Source organism: Pectobacterium sp. A5351, assembly GCF_028335745.1.
Taxonomy (GTDB): Bacteria; Pseudomonadota; Gammaproteobacteria; order Enterobacterales; family Enterobacteriaceae; genus Pectobacterium.
Genome location: NZ_CP116477.1, coordinates 586,667 through 605,140, shown reverse-complemented (window position 1 = coordinate 605,140; position 18,474 = coordinate 586,667). Strand labels below are relative to the sequence as shown.

General features: G+C 49.6%; 20 protein-coding genes and 1 tRNA gene. 10 read left to right on the top strand and 11 right to left on the bottom strand.

Annotated elements, in window-relative coordinates:
• Positions 1-49: 49 nt before the first annotated feature.
• A complete protein-coding gene (gene rlmE, locus O1Q74_RS02810) occupies positions 50-679 on the bottom strand; it encodes a 23S rRNA (uridine(2552)-2'-O)-methyltransferase RlmE (RefSeq protein ID WP_271875989.1) in 630 nt (209 codons plus the stop codon).
• 143 nt (positions 680-822) lie between these two features.
• On the opposite strand from rlmE, the gene yhbY reads away from it, so the two are divergent.
• The gene (gene yhbY / locus O1Q74_RS02805; protein ID WP_010283039.1) at positions 823-1,116 is read left to right on the top strand and encodes a ribosome assembly RNA-binding protein YhbY; all 294 of its coding nucleotides are present in this window, start codon (positions 823-825) and stop codon (positions 1,114-1,116) included.
• Between the two features lie 128 nt (positions 1,117-1,244).
• Here yhbY and greA read toward each other — a convergent pair whose 3' ends face one another.
• A complete protein-coding gene (greA, locus tag O1Q74_RS02800; RefSeq protein WP_012773267.1) occupies positions 1,245-1,721 on the bottom strand; it encodes a transcription elongation factor GreA in 477 nt (158 codons plus the stop codon).
• Positions 1,722-1,989: 268 nt separating this feature from the next.
• On the opposite strand from greA, the gene dacB reads away from it, so the two are divergent.
• The gene (gene dacB, locus O1Q74_RS02795) at positions 1,990-3,423 is read left to right on the top strand and encodes a serine-type D-Ala-D-Ala carboxypeptidase (protein WP_271875988.1); all 1,434 of its coding nucleotides are present in this window, start codon (positions 1,990-1,992) and stop codon (positions 3,421-3,423) included.
• 70 nt (positions 3,424-3,493) lie between these two features.
• Here dacB and cgtA read toward each other — a convergent pair whose 3' ends face one another.
• The 4 genes from cgtA to rplU all read right to left on the bottom strand — a co-directional run bounded on the left by cgtA (position 3,494) and on the right by rplU (position 6,568).
• Positions 3,494-4,666, bottom strand: a complete 1,173-nt coding sequence (gene cgtA, locus O1Q74_RS02790) for an Obg family GTPase CgtA (protein WP_012773265.1) — start codon at positions 4,664-4,666, stop codon at positions 3,494-3,496.
• A 261-nt stretch (positions 4,667-4,927) separates the two neighbouring features.
• Entirely contained in the window at positions 4,928-5,890 is a 963-nt protein-coding gene (locus O1Q74_RS02785; RefSeq protein WP_271875987.1) for a DMT family transporter, read from the bottom strand.
• Between the two features lie 89 nt (positions 5,891-5,979).
• Entirely contained in the window at positions 5,980-6,237 is a 258-nt protein-coding gene (gene rpmA, locus O1Q74_RS02780; protein ID WP_012773263.1) for a 50S ribosomal protein L27, read from the bottom strand.
• 19 nt (positions 6,238-6,256) lie between these two features.
• Entirely contained in the window at positions 6,257-6,568 is a 312-nt protein-coding gene (gene rplU, locus O1Q74_RS02775; RefSeq protein WP_010283026.1) for a 50S ribosomal protein L21, read from the bottom strand.
• Positions 6,569-6,824: 256 nt separating this feature from the next.
• On the opposite strand from rplU, the gene ispB reads away from it, so the two are divergent.
• Complete coding sequence (gene ispB, locus O1Q74_RS02770) at positions 6,825-7,796, top strand: octaprenyl diphosphate synthase (RefSeq protein WP_271875986.1); 972 nt, start codon at positions 6,825-6,827, stop codon at positions 7,794-7,796.
• An 87-nt stretch (positions 7,797-7,883) separates the two neighbouring features.
• Here ispB and O1Q74_RS02765 read toward each other — a convergent pair whose 3' ends face one another.
• A complete protein-coding gene (locus O1Q74_RS02765; RefSeq protein ID WP_271875985.1) occupies positions 7,884-8,258 on the bottom strand; it encodes a DNA-binding protein in 375 nt (124 codons plus the stop codon).
• 250 nt (positions 8,259-8,508) lie between these two features.
• Positions 8,509-8,892: a DNA-binding protein gene (locus O1Q74_RS02760; RefSeq protein WP_271875984.1), complete on the bottom strand. Its 384-nt coding sequence runs from the start codon at positions 8,890-8,892 to the stop codon at positions 8,509-8,511.
• A 187-nt stretch (positions 8,893-9,079) separates the two neighbouring features.
• Here O1Q74_RS02760 and O1Q74_RS02755 point away from each other — a divergent pair, with 187 nt between their 5' ends.
• Complete coding sequence (locus tag O1Q74_RS02755) at positions 9,080-9,343, top strand: helix-turn-helix domain-containing protein (protein ID WP_012773260.1); 264 nt, start codon at positions 9,080-9,082, stop codon at positions 9,341-9,343.
• A gap of 69 nt (positions 9,344-9,412) precedes the next feature.
• On the opposite strand, the gene mdh is transcribed toward O1Q74_RS02755, so the two are convergent.
• Positions 9,413-10,351, bottom strand: coding sequence for a malate dehydrogenase (gene mdh / locus O1Q74_RS02750; protein ID WP_271875983.1), 939 nt, complete (start codon positions 10,349-10,351; stop codon positions 9,413-9,415).
• Between the two features lie 469 nt (positions 10,352-10,820).
• Between mdh and argR the strand changes: the two genes are divergently transcribed.
• The gene (gene argR / locus O1Q74_RS02745; RefSeq protein ID WP_012773258.1) at positions 10,821-11,291 is read left to right on the top strand and encodes a transcriptional regulator ArgR; all 471 of its coding nucleotides are present in this window, start codon (positions 10,821-10,823) and stop codon (positions 11,289-11,291) included.
• A 108-nt stretch (positions 11,292-11,399) separates the two neighbouring features.
• Here the strand turns inward: argR and tsaD are convergent, their stop codons facing one another.
• Positions 11,400-12,413: a tRNA (adenosine(37)-N6)-threonylcarbamoyltransferase complex transferase subunit TsaD gene (gene tsaD / locus O1Q74_RS02740; RefSeq protein ID WP_271875982.1), complete on the bottom strand. Its 1,014-nt coding sequence runs from the start codon at positions 12,411-12,413 to the stop codon at positions 11,400-11,402.
• A gap of 227 nt (positions 12,414-12,640) precedes the next feature.
• Between tsaD and rpsU the strand changes: the two genes are divergently transcribed.
• The 3 genes from rpsU (at position 12,641) to rpoD (ending at position 16,757) form a co-directional block, all read left to right on the top strand.
• On the top strand, positions 12,641-12,856 hold the full coding sequence (gene rpsU, locus O1Q74_RS02735; protein ID WP_001144069.1) for a 30S ribosomal protein S21: 216 nt from the start codon (positions 12,641-12,643) through the stop codon (positions 12,854-12,856).
• A 153-nt stretch (positions 12,857-13,009) separates the two neighbouring features.
• Positions 13,010-14,764 carry a DNA primase gene (gene dnaG, locus O1Q74_RS02730; RefSeq protein ID WP_271875981.1) on the top strand — a complete coding sequence of 585 codons (1,755 nt, stop codon included), beginning with the start codon at positions 13,010-13,012 and terminating at the stop codon, positions 14,762-14,764.
• Between the two features lie 154 nt (positions 14,765-14,918).
• Positions 14,919-16,757, top strand: a complete 1,839-nt coding sequence (rpoD, locus tag O1Q74_RS02725) for an RNA polymerase sigma factor RpoD (RefSeq protein WP_180742888.1) — start codon at positions 14,919-14,921, stop codon at positions 16,755-16,757.
• Positions 16,758-16,843: 86 nt separating this feature from the next.
• Here rpoD and mug read toward each other — a convergent pair whose 3' ends face one another.
• A complete protein-coding gene (gene mug, locus O1Q74_RS02720; RefSeq protein WP_271878713.1) occupies positions 16,844-17,347 on the bottom strand; it encodes a G/U mismatch-specific DNA glycosylase in 504 nt (167 codons plus the stop codon).
• A gap of 142 nt (positions 17,348-17,489) precedes the next feature.
• On the opposite strand from mug, the gene O1Q74_RS02715 reads away from it, so the two are divergent.
• Positions 17,490-17,565, top strand: a tRNA-Ile gene (locus O1Q74_RS02715).
• Positions 17,566-18,058: 493 nt separating this feature from the next.
• Positions 18,059-18,430: a type 1 glutamine amidotransferase domain-containing protein gene (locus O1Q74_RS02710; protein ID WP_271875980.1), complete on the top strand. Its 372-nt coding sequence runs from the start codon at positions 18,059-18,061 to the stop codon at positions 18,428-18,430.
• Positions 18,431-18,474: the final 44 nt, after the last annotated feature.

Genomic DNA, 18,474 nt, shown 5'->3' with positions numbered 1-18,474 from the left:
AAGGGATTAACCTCATATTACAACTGTGTTAAAAAACAGCGTTAGGGTACTACAGTTTCCGCCCTGTCGCTACAATATACACTTCACGAGACCGGGCACGTGAGGCGTCTGGTTTACGAATTTTCACTTTCGTAAACAGGGAGCGAATTTCCCGCAGGTATTCATCAAAGCCTTCTCCCTGAAACACTTTCACCAGGAAACTTCCGTCTGGCGCTAATACATCCCGACACATACCAAGTGCTAATTCAACCAGATACATCGACTTCGGAATATCAACGGCTGGTGTACCACTCATGTTAGGGGCCATGTCAGACATCACCACCTGAACTTTGCTATCGCCAACCCTTTCGAGCAAGGCTTTGAGGACCAGTTCATCACGAAAGTCCCCTTGCAGGAAATCGACGCCGACAATCGGATCCATTGGTAAAATATCGCACGCGATAATTCGACCATTTCCACCAATTTGCGTGACCACATACTGTGACCAACCGCCGGGTGCAGCGCCTAAATCCACAACCGTCATACCGGGTTTAAACAGTTTGTCGCTCTGTTGTATTTCGTCAAGTTTAAACCAAGCACGTGAGCGCAGCCCTTTTTTCTGGGCCTGCTGCACATATTTATCGCTAAAGTGTTCCTGCAACCAGCGACTGGAACTTGCAGAACGCTTTTTATTCGCCATCGATTTTCCAACTATTCTCAGTAACACGCTCGTGGTGGGGAGAAACTTCTCACATATTACCAATCAGAACAGTCAAATTGGTTATAATCATGAGATGGCGGTAGAATGACCCGTTTTCAATCCCAACCTAAGTAAAAAAGACAATGAACCTAAGTAATAAACAAAAACAACACCTGAAAGGCTTGGCACATCCGCTAAAACCGGTTGTCATGCTGGGCAATAACGGTCTCACCGAAGGTGTTTTGGCTGAGATCGAACAAGCATTGGCGCATCACGAACTGATCAAGATAAAAGTAGCGACAGAAGACCGCGAAACCAAAGCCTTGATTGTCGAGGCCATTGTTCGTGAAACGGGGGCCGCGAACGTTCAGGTCATCGGCCACACGCTGGTGCTGTACCGTCCTGCGAAAGAACGTAAAATTGTGTTACCACGATAACACTTTTTATTTCAGGATACTCAGTTTTAACGGAAAGGTGCCATGCCTCTCGGTTAGAGAAAAGGCCGCAAGCGGCCTTTTTCTTTTCTTTACAATTTTTGCTGTTTTAATCAACAACCCAGCAAAATTTATAGATATTCGACCTTCAGGATCTCATATTCCACATCGCCGCCCGGCGTACGGATGACCACAACGTCATCTTCCTCTTTGCCGATCAGACCACGCGCAATCGGAGAATTCACAGAGATCAGATTCTGCTTAAAATCCGCCTCATCATCGCCAACAATCCGGTAGGTTTGTTCTTCTTCGTTATCCAGGTTCATGACCGTTACCGTTGCGCCAAAAATAACACGCCCGTTCGCCGTCATTTTCGTGACATCAATAACCTGTGCGTTAGACAGTTTCGCTTCAATGTCTTGAATGCGTCCTTCACAAAAGCCCTGCTGCTCACGTGCAGCGTGGTATTCTGCATTTTCTTTCAGATCGCCGTGCTCACGCGCTTCGGCAATGGCCGCAATAATCTCAGGTCGACGCACAGATTTCAGGTGGTCAAGCTCTTCGCGCAATTTTTCAGCACCACGCAAGGTCATCGGAAATTGTTTCATATTGTCTATACCTCTAAAAAAGTCCGTAAGACTCAAATAATCGTCATCCTGACGCGCTAAAAATCAAAGGCGACAGAGTCTCTGCAACGTGCAAGTCCTCACTGGACACAAAACAAAAGCAACCAGCCCCAGAACAAAATTTCCAGGCTAGCAGCGGTTTTGCATTTTGATACGTATTTTACCCCAGAGTTCAATGAGGGTCATCGTTTACTTTAGGCCTTGTTGCGCCGTAGTATGACCACATGTTACCCCGTTATTAGCTGAGATTATGCGTTTTTCATCGATTGTTACCGGACTTGCCTGCGCTTTTGTTCTGCATGCGAATGCAGCTTCTGTTGAGGATCATCGCCAATATTTACCAGACGGGGCCAATCTGGCGCTATTGGTACAAAAAGTTGGCTCAACAACACCCAGCATGGCCTTCAATAGCCAGCAAATGGCGCTTCCCGCCAGTACACAAAAGGTGATAACTGCATTAGCTGCATTACTGCAATTAGGTCCAGACTATCGATTCATCACTACGATGGAAAGCCATGGCCCTGTCACTAGCGGTATTCTGAACAGTAACCTCATAGTACGATTTAGCGGCGATCCAACGCTTAAGCGCCAGCAAATACGGAACATGGTGCAAGAATTAAGAAAGCGCGGGATACAGGAAATCGCAGGGGATGTGCTAATCGATACCTCGGTATTCGCCAGTCACGATAAAGCGCCAGGCTGGCCCTGGAACGACATGACGCAGTGCTTCAGCGCCCCACCGGGCGCCGCGATTGTCGATCGTAACTGCTTCTCTGTCTCACTCTACAGCGCGCCTAAAGCGGGTGACAATGCGTTTATCCGCGTTGCATCCTATTATCCGGTGCAAATGTTCAGCGAGGTCCGTACGCTGGCTAAAGGCTCGTCTGATGCGCAATATTGCGAACTGGATGTGGTCCCTGGGGAACTGAATCGTTTTACGCTTACAGGCTGTTTGACTCAACGCACAGAGCCGCTTCCGCTGGCGTTCGCCATTCAGGATGGGGCCAGCTATGCCGGCGCGATTGTTAAAGATGAGCTACAGCAGGCAGATATTCGCATCAAGGGCAGCCTTCGTCGTCAGACGCAGCCAGGAGCAGCGGGGAGCGTGCTGGCTCAGACACAATCCGCGCCACTGCACGATCTGCTCACCATCATGCTGAAAAAATCAGACAACATGATTGCCGATACGGTTTTTCGTACCATTGGACATGAGCGTTTTAGCGTGCCGGGTACATGGCGCGCTGGCGCTGATGCCGTGCGCCAAATTTTGCGCCAGAAAGCCGGTGTAGATTTAGGAAACAGCATCGTTGTTGATGGTTCAGGCCTGTCACGACACAACCTGATCTCGCCAGAAACGATGATGCAGGTATTGCAGTACATCGCACAACACGATAATGAGTTGAATTACATCACCATGCTTCCACTTTCCGGCTATGACGGCACGCTGCGCTATCGTGGCGGCCTGCATGAAGCTGGCGTTGATGGCAAGGTTTCGGCGAAAACAGGGGCACTACAGGGCGTATATAATCTGGCAGGCTTCATCACCACCGCGAGTGGCCAGCGCATGGCATTCGTTCAGTTCCTGTCCGGTTATGCCGTGCCGCCAGAAGACCAACGCGCACGCCGTGTCCCTCTGGTGCGATTTGAGAGTCGCCTCTACAAAGACATTTATCAGAACAATTAAAATAAGAATGCGGCCTTACCCTGATGGGGTAAGGCCGCAATAAACGAGCATTAACTAGCAGAAGAACGCATCACTTTTGATAGATAATCTCAACGCCTTCGTCATCTTCATCGTCCCAATCATCATCCCACTCTTCTTCAGCTTCTTTTTCTATTTCAGCCAGTTGTTGACGATGGTAATCGTCCCACATGAATTCAACTTTTTCCGGTGCGCTTTCAGCAATCGCCGTCACTTTCGGATTGGCTTTCAGGAAGCTCATCACATCCCAGCAAAGTGGCGTGACGCCTTCACGGTTCGCCGCAGAAATCAGGTAATATTTCCCTTCCCAGCCAAGCGCAGTCGCAATCTCTTTAGCTCGTTTTTCCGCTTCAGCTTTGTCGATCAAATCAACTTTGTTGAAAACCAGCCAACGCGGTTTTTCTGCCAAACCTGCGCCGTACTGCTCTAGCTCGTTGATAATGATTTTGGCATTTTCAACCGGGTCAGACTCATCAATCGGAGCCAGATCAACCAAGTGCAACAGAACACGGCAGCGCTCCAGGTGCTTCAGGAAACGAATCCCTAACCCAGCGCCTTCGGATGCTCCTTCAATCAAACCAGGAATATCCGCCACAACAAAGCTCTGTTCGCTATCCATACGAACCACGCCAAGGCTCGGCACCAGTGTGGTAAACGGATAGTCGGCGACTTTTGGTTTTGCCGCTGATACCGCACGGATGAAAGTCGATTTACCTGCGTTGGGCAGCCCCAGCATTCCCACGTCAGCCAGCAACAGCAGTTCCAGTGTCAGCTCACGTTCTTCACCTTTCGTGCCGCTGGTCTTCTGGCGAGGAGCACGGTTGACGGATGATTTAAAACGCGTGTTACCTAAACCATGCCAGCCGCCTTTCGCTACCATCAGGCTCTGCTGATGACGCGTCATATCACCCAGCACTTCGCCAGTTCCCTGATCGAGAACACGCGTACCAACCGGGACTTTAATCGTAATATCTTTGCCGCGCTTACCCGTACAGTCACGGCTTTGCCCGTTTTGTCCACGCTCAGCGCGGAAAGATTTTTCAAAACGGTAATCGATCAGTGTGTTCAGGTTTTCGTCAGCCAGCAGATATACGTCGCCACCATCACCACCGTCACCGCCATCTGGGCCGCCGTTAGGAATATATTTTTCACGACGAAAGCTAACACAACCGTTACCGCCATCGCCTGCCACAACAAGAATTGTGGCTTCATCTACAAACTTCATTGATTCTCTCCGCAAAAAACCAATAGAGAATATCTACGTGTTTTAGGCTTGTTATTGGTTCTCTTTGGCGTAACTTTTTGATTTTATGGCATGTAGCGTAGTTCTACTCACCATTAAAAAAACTGACGCACCAGAACGTATTCTAGCAAAGGAGCGGATTGTACCTGCCTGCTCCAATAATTTCATCTGTATTAAAAATAAGCAACACATGCAAAATGCCAAAAGTCGACGGTGCCCCTCTGCAATACGTGTTCTTTCAGGCTACTTCTGCACCAGCAATGGCGGCACACGTTCTTTCTTACCGGGGAAGAAACGATGTCCGATAGCAGAAAACATCGCACCGGCAACCACGACAAAAGCGCCCAGGTAACCAACCCAGTTCAGCACTGGCGCAGCAAAGAAAGTCGGCCAGCCTAACGCCAGTAGATCGGAAAAAAACAGCGTAAACAGCGGCGTCAGCGTAATGACGGCACTAACCTGCGATGCCTGCCAGCGCGCCATGGCCTCCGCAAGCGCACCATACCCAATTAATGTATTCGCACCGCAGAATAGCAGGCAGATAAGCTGCCAGTTGCTTAGTTGGAAAATAGCCTCAAGCTTGGTAAAAGGCGTAATAAACATAACGCAAAGCACATATAGCAGAAACAGAATTTGCTGTGATGTCAGACGCCGCAGCAGCACCTTCTGCGCTACGCCATAGGAGACCCACACCGCAGCCGCGCAGACGCCTAACAGCACGCCCAGCGTGTAGTCCGTCAGCCGGGTAAAAATCTCAATCAGGCTGGTATTAAAGAACAGGATCAGGCCGCAGATCAGCATGATCGCGCCAATGACCTGCGTGCCACGCATCTTTTCCTTTAAGATAAGTACGCTGGCGAACATCATACCAACAGGAGAAAGCTGCCCGATAACCTGAGACGCCGTCGGGCTCAGATATTGCAGAGACGAGCTAAAGAAAACAAAATTGCCTAATAATCCAGCGGTTGCAATCAGTAGCAGAACCCACCAACGCCGATGCAAGAAAACTCGCATTGGCGGTAAATTCTTACGGTATGACAGAATAATGCCGAGTCCAATCGACGCGATAAAAAAGCGATACCAAACAATCGTATAAGGTTCCATTACCACCAGAACCTGTTTCATGGCTATCGGTAACGCGCCCCAGCAAACTGCCGTAGTCAGCGCCAGACAAAGACCGATACCCGTCTGCTGTTTAGTATTCATACTTACCCAGATGGTTTACTCAGAATCAGAATGTAAAAAGCCCCGCAAAGAATTGCGGGGCTTGAATCCGTAAGACCTAACGCGAAAAATTATTCAGCAACGATGCTGATATATTTGCGGTTTTTTGGGCCTTTAACTTCAAACTGAACTTTACCATCAGTCAAAGCAAACAGAGTGTGGTCTTTCCCGCAGCCAACGTTAGTTCCTGCGTGGAATTTGGTGCCACGTTGACGAACGATGATGTTACCAGCCAGTACACTTTCACCGCCAAAACGTTTTACGCCCAGACGTTGTGCATTAGAGTCACGACCGTTACGGGTTGAACCGCCAGCTTTTTTGTGTGCCATTTAATCCGCTCTCCTAATCTTAAGCGCTGATGCCGGTAATTTTCACGTCAGTGAACCACTGACGGTGGCCTGCTTGCTTACGGTAGTGTTTACGGCGACGGAACTTAACGATCTTCACTTTTTCGCCACGACCATGAGCAACAACTTCAGCTTTGATTTTACCGCCATCGACGAAAGGAACGCCGATTTTGATTTCTTCACCGTTGGCAACCATCAGAACCTGGTCAAACTCAACGGCTTCACCAGTTGCGATGTCCAGCTTTTCCAAGCGAACGGTTTGACCTTCGCTTACTCGGTGTTGTTTACCACCACTTTGGAAAACTGCGTACATATAAAACTCCGCTTTCCGCGCACCCGTTAATAGGTTTCAGAGCACGCTATAAATATTCATAATAGGGCGCGAATTCTACGCAAAAATACTGCGGATGACAAGTGCATAATCAAAGGATGTGAAGAAAAAGAATACAACGTATGAACTGCCGTTTATCTCTCTCATTTTTCAAGTACAATCGGCGCAATAAGTTCCGTCTTGCCGATATGCAACAGCAATCTTACGGCAGTGTTGAAGACATACGTTGGCATAAACCATGAATCTAGAACAAATTACAACATTAACCGCGCAGGATATGGCAGCTGTTAATAACGTCATTCTTGAACAACTGAATTCCGACGTCGTTTTGATCAACCAGCTTGGGCATTACATCATCAGCGGCGGAGGAAAACGTATACGCCCAATGATTGCTGTTCTGGCCGCCAGAGCCCTCGACTATAACGGTGATAAACATGTCACTGTTGCTGCACTGATCGAGTTTATCCATACCGCAACGCTGCTGCATGATGACGTGGTAGACGAATCTGACATGCGCCGGGGTAAAGCAACGGCCAACGCCGCCTTTGGCAACGCCGCGAGTGTGCTGGTTGGGGATTTCATTTATACCCGCGCCTTCCAGATGATGACCAGCCTCGAATCGTTACGCGTGCTGGCGCTGATGTCAGAAGCAGTAAACGTTATTGCTGAAGGCGAAGTCTTGCAGTTAATGAACTGCAACGACCCGGATATTACTGAAGAAAGCTATATGCGCGTCATTTACAGCAAAACGGCACGTTTATTTGAAGCCGCCGCGCAATCTTCATCCATCCTTGCAGGCGCAACGCCAGAGCAAGAAAAAGCGCTTCAGGACTATGGCCGCTACCTGGGCACCGCGTTCCAGTTAATTGACGATCTGCTTGATTACAGTGCAGACGGCAAAACACTGGGCAAAAACACGGGCGACGACCTCAATGAGGGCAAACCAACGCTGCCGCTGCTGCACGCCATGCGTAATGGTAATGCAGAACAGAGTTCGCTGATTCGTCAGGCAATTGAAGAAGGAAACGGGCGCCATCTTCTGGAACCGGTGCTTGCCGCCATGCAACAATGTGGTTCGCTTGATTACACACGTCAGCGTGCAGAAGAAGAGGCAGATAAAGCGATTAGCGCATTGCAGCAGTTGCCAGAAACGCCATACCGTATGGCGCTCGAAGGCCTTGCCCACTTAGCCGTACAGCGCGATTTCTAATCGTGGTGTGAGGTACTTGCCTGATAACGTAATCACCGTTAACTCAATCGTAAGTAGCGCTGCCTTGCAGCGCTACTCGTTCGCAGACTAGGCAGTCTGGTCGATGGTGACATCATCCAGCCGAGACAACATCGCTATCGTCCCTTCACGCAAGATGAAATTAATCAGTCGGGTTCGTTCATCAACGGAAAGTTGATGGAAAATATGCACCCACGATGACATCAGCGTTGGCTCATTATCGATACGATAATATTCTGTTGGCGGATTCTCTTTTACTAGCAGAGAGTTCCTGACCTCGTTCGGCAAACTGCGAATAGAATATTCGACACCACGCCCTTGAACCCCTTTCCTTCTGCGCTTTTCCCAACCGTCGTCTCGCGCCCGTTTATTCAGCCCCTGCGGTGACTTCGGCAATCCACCTACGCCAACCAGCTCACTTGTTGCAAACCATTCTTTGTCCATACTCGTCACTCCCTTGTTTGTTTTGAACAGGCATTACGTCAACTCGCCCAAAAGTTTCCATATAATAGACTATAATTACCTAAACCGCTAACTTTTACACGTTACCGGCACACCTAAGTAATAAAGAAATGATTAAATCCCGTGCAATACTGAAACATCGCAGCCAGAGCAATACGGCAAATCAAAATAAAATGCAGGCCCCTTCTTCAGCACAGATTGGCAATCGAAAAACCTGCTCTCCATGATTCAGTCAATCATCCATTGATAAGATCGGTTCTTCATCCGACGGTGTAATACCCAACTGGCTCAGCGTAGTTGACACGCCGACTCGAAGGATATAAGCAATCAGATCATCTCTTTCTTTTTCAGACAGTTGTTGATAAATCTGCATCCATACCGCCAAGGCCGCGGGCTGTTTCGTCGAGTAGTCAGAAGGCTCGATTTCGAGTAATAGGGATTTTTTTACTATATCCGGTAAGCTGTGAATTGAGTACTCCACTCCTCTTCCCTGGACGCCTTTACGGCGACGCTTCTCCCATCCATCCTCACGGGCGCGCTTATTCAATCCTTGTCTTGATTTCGGAAGGCCGCCGACTCCAACCAATTCGCTGGTAGCAAACCACTCTTTTTTCATTGCCTTTCATCCTGATAGTGCCATCCCTAACAAAAACGCGCTTATTTGGAAATTAATTGAGAATTTTAAGGAAAATTAATGCTATATTATTTCCAAATAGTAATGTCATGTTAGCTCGGCATATAACTAACATCCGTTATTTATACCACTAATCTACAGTCGTCTTATAGCAAATAAGGGAAGGAATATGATTTTAAGGAAACAAGACTGGCATCCCGCTGATATCATTGCTGCACTGCGCAAGAAAAACACGACGCTGGCGGCAGTATCGCGAGCGGCCGGATTAAGCTCATCAACGTTAGCTAACGCCCTCTCACGCCCCTGGCCCAAGGGGGAATGGCTTATTGCTGATGCGTTAAATATTCACCCCTCAGAGATTTGGCCAAGCCGATACTACGATCCGGAAACCAATGAGCTTATCGACAGAAAAAAACTCATCCGCCCCGATTAAAAAAGAAAAGCCGGAGATCACTATCTCCGGCTTTTTATTCAACGTCACGTATTACAAGAATTTCAATGATTAATTCTTGATGAACGTCTCGCCTAGCTCAATATCCTGCTTCAACGTATCCAGCATGCTGCTAAGCGCGTTTTGCTCAAAAGCACTTAATGTGCCGATGTCTTTACGCTCTACGACGCCGTCTTTGCCCAATAGCACCGGCTGAGCGAAGAAGCGGGCATATTTGCCATCGCTTTCAACGTATGCACATTCCACCACACCGCTTTCGCCTTGCAGTGCACGAACCAGAGACAAACCAAAGCGTGCAGCAGCCTGACCCATAGACAAAGTGGCCGATCCGCCACCTGCTTTGGCCTCAACAACCTCGGTGCCCGCATTCTGAATACGCTTGGTCAGATCGGCCACTTCCTGCTCACTGAAGCTGATACCAGGAACCTGAGACAGCAGTGGAAGAATCGTCACACCAGAGTGTCCGCCGATAACTGGCACATTAATATCCTGTGGCTGTTTGCCTTTCAGCTCAGCAACGAAGGTATTGGAACGGATGATATCCAGCGTGGTAACGCCGAACAGTTTGTTTTTGTCATACACTCCAGCTTTTTTCAGCACTTCAGCAGCGATGGCAACGGTCGTGTTCACTGGGTTAGTGATAATACCGATGCAGGCTTTCGGGCAGGTAACCGCAATTTGCTCAACCAGATTACGCACAATTCCCGCATTGACGTTGAACAGATCGGAACGATCCATACCAGGTTTACGTGCCACACCAGCAGAGATCAGCACGATATCCGCGCCAGCAAGCGCAGGTTTAGCATCTTCACCGCTATAGCCTTTGATCTTCACTGCTGTAGGAATGTGGCTCAGATCGACAGCAACACCCGGCGTGACCGGAGCAATATCGTAAAGGGATAGTTCTGAACCTGAAGGAAGCTGGGTTTTGAGGAGGAGTGCGAGTGCCTGACCGATACCACCTGCTGCTCCGAGAACTGCAACTTTCATCCTAAACTCCTTATTATCGTAAAATAAAAAAGTGCCGTGAATTCATTTGGTTATAAACAGAATATAAAAAATGGGGATAAGATCAGTCTACTCACCTTTCTGCAAATGACATGAGAGACAAAAATACGCTATGTCTCTAATAATAAATCAAAAACAACCATTCGTTTGAAAGGTAAGTAAAGTTAATAAGCTATTGAGCTATAACGCGGTGTTCATTCACGTGCAATTAACCGGTGCGCTACATTACACCGATCAATGGCGTCCAAACAACATCATTCTGATAACATTTAATTTACTTTTATGTGACGCAGGACGCATTTCTCGGACTACTCACGGACCGAATTTTTGTGAAAACAGCGACTAGCACATATCTGAGGAAATAGACTGGAATTATAGGCGATTTAATTGCATAAAAATTCACACAACTGCATAATAGAAGGATTAACCATAACAATTAATCCGGTGCAGAATGCGAAATTCGACAAAACAAGAAGACCTCGTTAAAGCGTTCAAAGCGCTGTTAAAGGAAGAGAAGTTCAGTTCCCAAAGCGAAATTGTTCAGGCATTGCAAGACGAAGGATTTGAAAACATCAACCAATCCAAGGTGTCACGCATGCTAACGAAATTTGGCGCCGTGCGCACACGCAATGCAAAAATGGAGATGGTGTATTGTCTCCCAGCCGAACTCGGCGTTCCTACTACCTCCAGCCCGTTGAAGAATCTTGTGCTAGACGTGGACTATAACGATGCGGTCATCGTCATCCATACCAGCCCAGGAGCCGCGCAGCTCATCGCCCGTCTGTTGGATTCACTCGGGAAGTCAGAGGGAATCCTCGGCACCATCGCGGGGGATGACACGATCTTCACCACCCCGGCAAGAGGCTTCAGCGTCAAACAGCTTTACGAAGCTATTCTGGTGCTCTTCGAACAAGAGCTGTAACTCACTCGCCCGCTACCGTTTTTATTACTCGTTTTTTACTGGGTATTTTCGCTACGTTTTCTTTGCTACGTGTAGGATCGCTACACGTAGCAATTATTGCCAAAACGCTTACACCGCGGGCAGTTCAGCCAATGGCCAACGTGGTCGAACGGATACCCCCAGCGTCTGACTGGCGCCATGCATCAGACGTACACTGCCCGCATAGGCAATCATCGCACCATTATCCGTACAGAATTCAGGACGCGCATAAAACACTTCGCCGCCACGTTTTGCCATCACTTCACCTAAGCGCTGGCGTAGCGTCCGGTTTGCACTCACGCCCCCCGCCATGACCAGTCGCTTAAAGCCCGTTTCATCCAGCGCACGACGACACTTGATCGCCAGTGTATCCACAACGGCATCTTCAAATGCACGAGCAATGTCGGCACGCGTTTGATCATCATCGCCGTTGCTACGAATCGTATTGGCTGCAAACGTTTTTAGCCCAGAGAAGCTGAAATCCAGACCGGGACGATCGGTCATTGGGCGAGGAAACGTAAAGCGCTGCGGATCACCCGCCTGCGCCATTTTCGACAACATCGGGCCACCGGGGTAATCCAGCCCCAGCAGTTTCGCCGTCTTATCAAATGCTTCGCCCGCCGCGTCATCAATCGATTCGCCCAGCAAACGGTATTCACCAATGGCCGTCACGCTGATGAGCTGCGTATGTCCACCAGAAACCAGCAGCGCCACGAAGGGAAACGCCGGTGGATTATCTTCCAGCATCGGTGCCAGTAAATGCCCTTCCATATGGTGCACAGGAATCGCCGGCACACCCCAGGCAAACGCCAGAGAGCGGCCGACTGTCGCCCCCACCAATAACGCGCCAACCAAACCAGGGCCGGCGGTATAAGCCACGCCATCGATATCACTCGCCTGCAACCCGGCTTCACGCAGCGCCGCCTGAATTAACGGGACCGTTTTACGCACGTGATCGCGTGAGGCAAGCTCAGGCACTACGCCGCCGTAATCCGCATGTAATTTGACCTGGCTGTATAACTGATTGGCGAGCAAACCGGTTTCTGTGTCATAAATAGCCACGCCGGTTTCATCACAGGATGTTTCGATACCCAATACGCGCATTGCTGTTCCTACTTTGATGACGATACAAGCGCTCGTTGAATGCCGCTTGCTTCAAACTGTGGATAGTCTACCATAAGCGCCCTGATTTCTGCGCTGGCCGTGGTTGGGTGTTTTATGATCACCACAATGCTTTACAAAGGCGTCACGTTTGCAGTAGAATTCCGCACCATTTTGAAAAGGCTGGCACAAGGCCAGCGGCAAACCGAATTTATTGAGGTGAGAGGCACATGCCGGTAATTAAAGTACGTGAAAACGAGCCGTTCGACGTAGCTCTGCGTCGCTTCAAGCGTTCCTGTGAAAAAGCAGGTGTTCTGGCTGAAGTTCGTCGTCGTGAGTTTTATGAAAAACCAACGACCGAACGTAAGCGCGCTAAAGCTTCTGCCGTGAAACGTCACGCGAAGAAACTGGCTCGAGAAAACGCACGCCGCACTCGTCTGTATTAATTTTCAGGAGGGTTTCCCTCCAACGCGTGATTAATCCGCAGACTTAGCAGTTGCATACGAAGGCCGTGCTTTCCGAAAGGAAGCGCGGCTTGTTGTCGTTTATAAGCTATATCTAATGTAACCACCTTACAGAAAGATATACATCAGGGGCTTATGGCTGGACGAATCCCACGCGTATTTATTAATGACCTGCTGGCTCGCACCGACATCGTCGATCTCATTGACGCGCGCGTCAAACTGAAAAAGCAGGGCAAAAACTTCCATGCGTGCTGTCCATTCCATCACGAAAAAACCCCCTCATTCACCGTAAACGGTGACAAACAGTTCTACCACTGTTTTGGTTGTGGCGCACACGGCAACGCCATTGACTTTTTGATGAATTACGATCGTCTCGAATTCGTTGAAACCATTGAAGAACTGGCCACCCAATACGGCCTCGAAGTGCCTTATGAAAGCGGCACTGGCCCAACCCAGTTAGAGCGTCATCAGCGGCAAAGTCTGTACGAATTGATGGGACAGCTCAGCGGGTTCTATCAACAAGCACTAAGCCAGTCAGTCGGTACGCCAGCGTTGCAGTATCTGCAACAGCGCGGTTTAAGCGCAGAGGTTATCAGCCATTTTGCGATCGGCTTCGCCCCGCCCGGCTGGGATAACGTCTTAAAGCGCTTTGGCCGCAATAATGATGACCGCAGCACATTGAACGATGCCGGCATGCTGGTGACTAACGATCAGGGCCGAACGTACGACCGCTTCCGCGAGCGAGTGATGTTCCCCATTCGCGACAAACGGGGGCGAGTGATTGCTTTCGGCGGACGCGTATTAGGCGACGGTACGCCAAAGTACCTTAACTCGCCGGAAACAGAGATTTTTCATAAAGGTCGCCAGCTGTACGGCCTGTATGAAGCGCAGCAAAGCCACGCGGAGCTAAAGCGACTTTTGGTTGTTGAAGGCTATATGGATGTGGTGGCGCTGGCGCAGTTTGGTATTGATTATGCGGTGGCGTCGCTGGGTACTTCGACGACCGCCGATCACATTCAGTTACTCTTTCGCGCCACCGATCTAGTGGTGTGTTGTTATGACGGAGACCGTGCCGGCCGCGAAGCGGCATGGCGCGCACTGGAAACTGCGCTACCCTATTTGAACGATGGTCGTCAGCTACGCTTTATGTTTCTGCCGGACGGTGAAGATCCCGACACGCTGGTACGTAAAGAAGGCAAAGCCGCCTTTGAACAGCGCATGGAACACGCTCTGCCGCTGTCGCAGTTTCTGTTTGAAACGCTGCAACAGCAGGTGGATATGAGTTCGCCCGATGGCCGTACCAAGCTCAGCACGCTGGCGCTACCGCTAATAGGCCAGGTACCGGGAGAAACGCTGCGGCTGTATTTACGCCAGCAGCTCGGCAACAAGCTGGGCATTTTGGACGACAGCCAGTTGGACAGGCTACTGCCGAAAGTGGCAGAGCAGGCGCAGTCTTACCAACCGCCGCAACTAAAAGTCACAACTATGCGTATACTTATAGGACTTTTAGTACAAAACCCCAGGCTGGCGGCAGAGGTTCCTGACCTCGCGCTGGAAGGGATTGAAGAAGACAAAGTGGCTGGTTTATCGCTGTTTCAGGATTTGGTGAAAACCTGTAACGCCAGCCCGGGAATGAACATGGGTCTGCTGTTGGAAAAATATCGTGACAGCAAATACCGCAAGCAACTTGAAACCATGGCTTCATGGAACCATATGATCGTAGAGGAAGAGCTCGACGAGAAGTTCAGAATCAGTCTGGCAGAGCTCTACGATCAGCTGTTGAAACAGCGACAAGAAACATTGATTGCCCGTGACAGAACGCACGGGCTCAACGCCAAAGAAAAAAAAGAGCTTTGGTCGTTGCAACTGGCGTTGACCAGAAAACACTGATACAGAGGCTTAATTGCCGATAAATAGCAGGGTTGAGCCCTGCAAAGAGCCGCTACAGGGGCCGCGGCGATAAGAAAAATACCCCTAATGCTATTGTTAGCGAACTACGCTGACCGACACCAACCCAAATACTCTGAAGTGTGGATACCGTCTTATGGAGCAAAACCCGCAGTCACAGCTGAAGCTGCTTGTCACCCGTGGTAAGGAGCAAGGCTACCTGACCTATGCTGAGGTCAATGACCATCTGCCGGAAGATATCATCGACTCGGATCAGATCGAAGATATCATCCAGATGATTAACGACATGGGCATCCAGGTGATGGAAGAAGCACCGGATGCAGACGATCTGTTGCTGGCCGAAAACACCAATGATGCCGATGAAGATGCGGCAGAGGCTGCTGCGCAGGTTCTATCCAGCGTTGAATCGGAAATTGGTCGCACTACCGATCCGGTTCGCATGTACATGCGTGAAATGGGTACCGTTGAGCTGTTGACGCGTGAAGGCGAGATCGATATCGCCAAACGTATCGAAGACGGTATCAACCAGGTTCAGTGCTCTGTCGCCGAGTATCCTGAAGCCATTACTTACCTGCTGGAACAATACGATCGCGTTGAAGCGGGCGAAAGCCGCCTGTCCGACCTGATCACCGGCTTCGTCGATCCTAATGCGGAAGAGGACATCGCCCCTACCGCAACGCACGTGGGCTCCGAGCTGTCGAGCGAAGAAATGGACGATGACGACGAAGAGTCTGAAGATGACGAAGATTCCGAAGACGATAACAGCATCGATCCGGAACTGGCGCGTGAGAAGTTCACCGAACTGCGTGAGCAATATGAAACGACCCGTCAGGCCATCAAAGCCCACGGTCGTAGCCATGCGCTGGCAGCACAGGAAATCCTGAACCTGTCTGAAGTCTTCAAACAGTTCCGCCTCGTGCCAAAACAGTTTGATTTCCTGGTTAACAGCATGCGTTCCATGATGGATCGCGTCCGTACTCAGGAACGTTTGATCATCAAATTGTGCGTTGAACAGTGCAAAATGCCGAAGAAAAACTTCGTCACCATGTTCACTGGCAATGAAACTAACAGCACCTGGTTTGCCGCAGCCGTCGCCATGGGCAAGCCGTGGTCTGAAAAGCTGAATGATGTAGAAGAAGACGTCACTCGCAGCCTGCAAAAACTGCAACAGATCGAAGAAGAAACCGGTCTGACAATCGAGCAGGTGAAAGACATCAACCGCCGTATGTCGATTGGTGAAGCAAAAGCACGTCGCGCCAAGAAAGAAATGGTGGAAGCCAACCTGCGTCTGGTTATTTCTATCGCGAAGAAATACACCAACCGCGGTTTGCAGTTCCTCGATCTGATTCAGGAAGGCAACATCGGTCTGATGAAAGCGGTAGATAAGTTTGAATATCGCCGTGGCTACAAATTCTCGACCTATGCGACCTGGTGGATCCGTCAGGCGATCACTCGTTCTATCGCCGATCAGGCGCGTACCATCCGTATTCCGGTACACATGATTGAGACGATCAACAAACTGAACCGTATCTCTCGTCAGATGTTGCAGGAAATGGGTCGTGAACCGACGCCGGAAGAGCTGGCTGAACGTATGCTGATGCCGGAAGACAAGATCCGTAAAGTGCTGAAAATCGCGAAAGAGCCGATTTCAATGGAAACCCCGATTGGTGATGATGAAGATTCACATTTGGGCGATTTCATTGAAGATACGACGCTGGAGCTGCCGCTGGATTCTGCAACGTCAGAAAGCCTGCGTTCTGCGACACACGACGTACTGGCTGGCCTGACCGCACGTGAAGCGAAAGTCCTGCGTATGCGTTTCGGTATCGATATGAACACCGATCATACGCTGGAAGAAGTGGGCAAACAGTTTGACGTTACGCGTGAACGTATTCGTCAGATCGAAGCGAAAGCGCTGCGTAAACTGCGCCATCCAAGCCGTTCCGAAGTGCTCCGTAGCTTCCTGGATGATTAATTCGGTTCTCAGCTAATCCACACGACATGATAAATAACCCCGGTTCGCCGGGGTTATTTTTGCCTGTCAGAACGCTCAGATTGAATTTATACGTTATCCTGCAATGCCTGATGCAATTCCTGATACGACGCTACCAGTGACTCCAGCGTCGCACGATTCAGCCCACTTGGGTTCGGCAGCACCCAAACCTGCGTCTCGCCAATACGCAACGCCTGACGCCCCCACGACACTTTCTTGATACCAAACGCCTGACTGAACGCCTGCTTCCCCAACACAGCCAACGCACGCGGCTGATAGCGCTCCATTTTCTCAACAATCGCGTTCCCGCCTTGCAGCAGCTCATCTCGCCCTAGCTCGGTGGCTTCAACCGTGGGGCGATCCACCAGCATGGTGATGCCGCATCCGGTGTCCAGCAGATGCTGTTCTTCCGCAGGAGCCAGCAAACGTTCAGTAAAGCCTGCCTGATGAATGACTTTCCAGAAGCGATTACTGGGGTTCGCGAAGTGGTAACCGTGATGGGCCGTCGACAGCCCGGGGTTAATACCGCAGAAAACCACCTGAAGATTCATGGCCAGAATATCGGTAATCATGTCTTTCCCTACTTCCATTGACTACAACCATCGTAAATTCTGATAAGAATAACAACAAGCTATCTTAAGTACATAAAAGCACCACCCGACAGATAGGCTATAGACCTCCCCCCAGACATTACCGTATAATCATCACCCATTCGGCCCCTTAGCTCAGTGGTTAGAGCAGGCGACTCATAATCGCTTGGTCGCTGGTTCAAGTCCAGCAGGGGCCACCAAATTCAAGGAGTTACGTTAATAACGTGACTCCTTTGTTTTTTCGGGGATACCTGTAGGATTCTGGCTCACGCTATCCATAATGAACCAAGCAGATAAAAAATTAATATTTTTCATACTATTATAGAATACCTCCAGACTTTCTTCGCCGTCCCAATGCTCCTTTCCTTATACTGTTTAAATGTTCAGTTATGCGATAAAAGAGAGTATGCAACGACGAAAAAATTTCCCGGATGGCCCCAAATGTGGCGGATGGATACAAGCATGACCTTAGATGGCAATGTGCGCAGAATCTCCCGCATATACCCCCTTGTTACAGTGCTTATTAGGGACACCACGCACGGCTTTGTGCCCATAAACTAAAGGCGAGAGCCACGTTTAAGCTGCTTTTTAGGTCGCTTATCACAAACGACTGGTTAACCCGACACTCAGACGACATCTGGATAACGTACTGGAAATTCCACCGCGATCCTGCTGGTTGGTGGACATGGACCGATGTGGGATTTTGCCAACAATCCTGAGTTGATCAGCATCGTACGTACCATGTACGAGAAAAACGACATCATCAGTGCCGTTTGCCACGGCCCGGCAGGCTTACTGAATGTGAAGCTCAGCAATGGTGAACTGTTGATTAAAGGCCGTCACCTCACCGGTTTTACCGCGGAAGAAGAAGCGTTCCGTCATTACGACAAGATTGTCCCGTTTGAACTCGAAGCCGCGCTGAAAAAGGATGGCGCAACATTCGAAGAGGCCCCAATCTTTGAAAACAAAGTCGTCGTAGATGGCAGACTGATCACCGGTCAAAATCCGGCATCAGCCAAAGCGCTGGGCGAAGCGGTTGTCAACGCTCTGCAAACGAAAGCGTAATCATCACCTTATCAGACACGTTAGGTGGTAAAACACCTAACGCA

Bases quoted from the DNA above. Each gene is read 5' to 3' on its own strand.
- rlmE (WP_271875989.1), bottom strand. From the start codon at position 679: ATGGCGAATAAAAAGCGTTCTGCAAGTTCCAGTCGCTGGTTGCAGGAA.
- yhbY (WP_010283039.1), top strand. From the start codon at position 823: ATGAACCTAAGTAATAAACAAAAACAACACCTGAAAGGCTTGGCACAT.
- greA (WP_012773267.1), bottom strand. From the start codon at position 1,721: ATGAAACAATTTCCGATGACCTTGCGTGGTGCTGAAAAATTGCGCGAA.
- dacB (WP_271875988.1), top strand. From the start codon at position 1,990: ATGCGTTTTTCATCGATTGTTACCGGACTTGCCTGCGCTTTTGTTCTG.
- cgtA (WP_012773265.1), bottom strand. From the start codon at position 4,666: ATGAAGTTTGTAGATGAAGCCACAATTCTTGTTGTGGCAGGCGATGGC.
- O1Q74_RS02785 (WP_271875987.1), bottom strand. From the start codon at position 5,890: ATGAATACTAAACAGCAGACGGGTATCGGTCTTTGTCTGGCGCTGACT.
- rpmA (WP_012773263.1), bottom strand. From the start codon at position 6,237: ATGGCACACAAAAAAGCTGGCGGTTCAACCCGTAACGGTCGTGACTCT.
- rplU (WP_010283026.1), bottom strand. From the start codon at position 6,568: ATGTACGCAGTTTTCCAAAGTGGTGGTAAACAACACCGAGTAAGCGAA.
- ispB (WP_271875986.1), top strand. From the start codon at position 6,825: ATGAATCTAGAACAAATTACAACATTAACCGCGCAGGATATGGCAGCT.
- O1Q74_RS02765 (WP_271875985.1), bottom strand. From the start codon at position 8,258: ATGGACAAAGAATGGTTTGCAACAAGTGAGCTGGTTGGCGTAGGTGGA.
- O1Q74_RS02760 (WP_271875984.1), bottom strand. From the start codon at position 8,892: ATGAAAAAAGAGTGGTTTGCTACCAGCGAATTGGTTGGAGTCGGCGGC.
- O1Q74_RS02755 (WP_012773260.1), top strand. From the start codon at position 9,080: ATGATTTTAAGGAAACAAGACTGGCATCCCGCTGATATCATTGCTGCA.
- mdh (WP_271875983.1), bottom strand. From the start codon at position 10,351: ATGAAAGTTGCAGTTCTCGGAGCAGCAGGTGGTATCGGTCAGGCACTC.
- argR (WP_012773258.1), top strand. From the start codon at position 10,821: ATGCGAAATTCGACAAAACAAGAAGACCTCGTTAAAGCGTTCAAAGCG.
- tsaD (WP_271875982.1), bottom strand. From the start codon at position 12,413: ATGCGCGTATTGGGTATCGAAACATCCTGTGATGAAACCGGCGTGGCT.
- rpsU (WP_001144069.1), top strand. From the start codon at position 12,641: ATGCCGGTAATTAAAGTACGTGAAAACGAGCCGTTCGACGTAGCTCTG.
- dnaG (WP_271875981.1), top strand. From the start codon at position 13,010: ATGGCTGGACGAATCCCACGCGTATTTATTAATGACCTGCTGGCTCGC.
- rpoD (WP_180742888.1), top strand. From the start codon at position 14,919: ATGGAGCAAAACCCGCAGTCACAGCTGAAGCTGCTTGTCACCCGTGGT.
- mug (WP_271878713.1), bottom strand. From the start codon at position 17,347: ATGATTACCGATATTCTGGCCATGAATCTTCAGGTGGTTTTCTGCGGT.
- O1Q74_RS02710 (WP_271875980.1), top strand. From the start codon at position 18,059: ATGTGGGATTTTGCCAACAATCCTGAGTTGATCAGCATCGTACGTACC.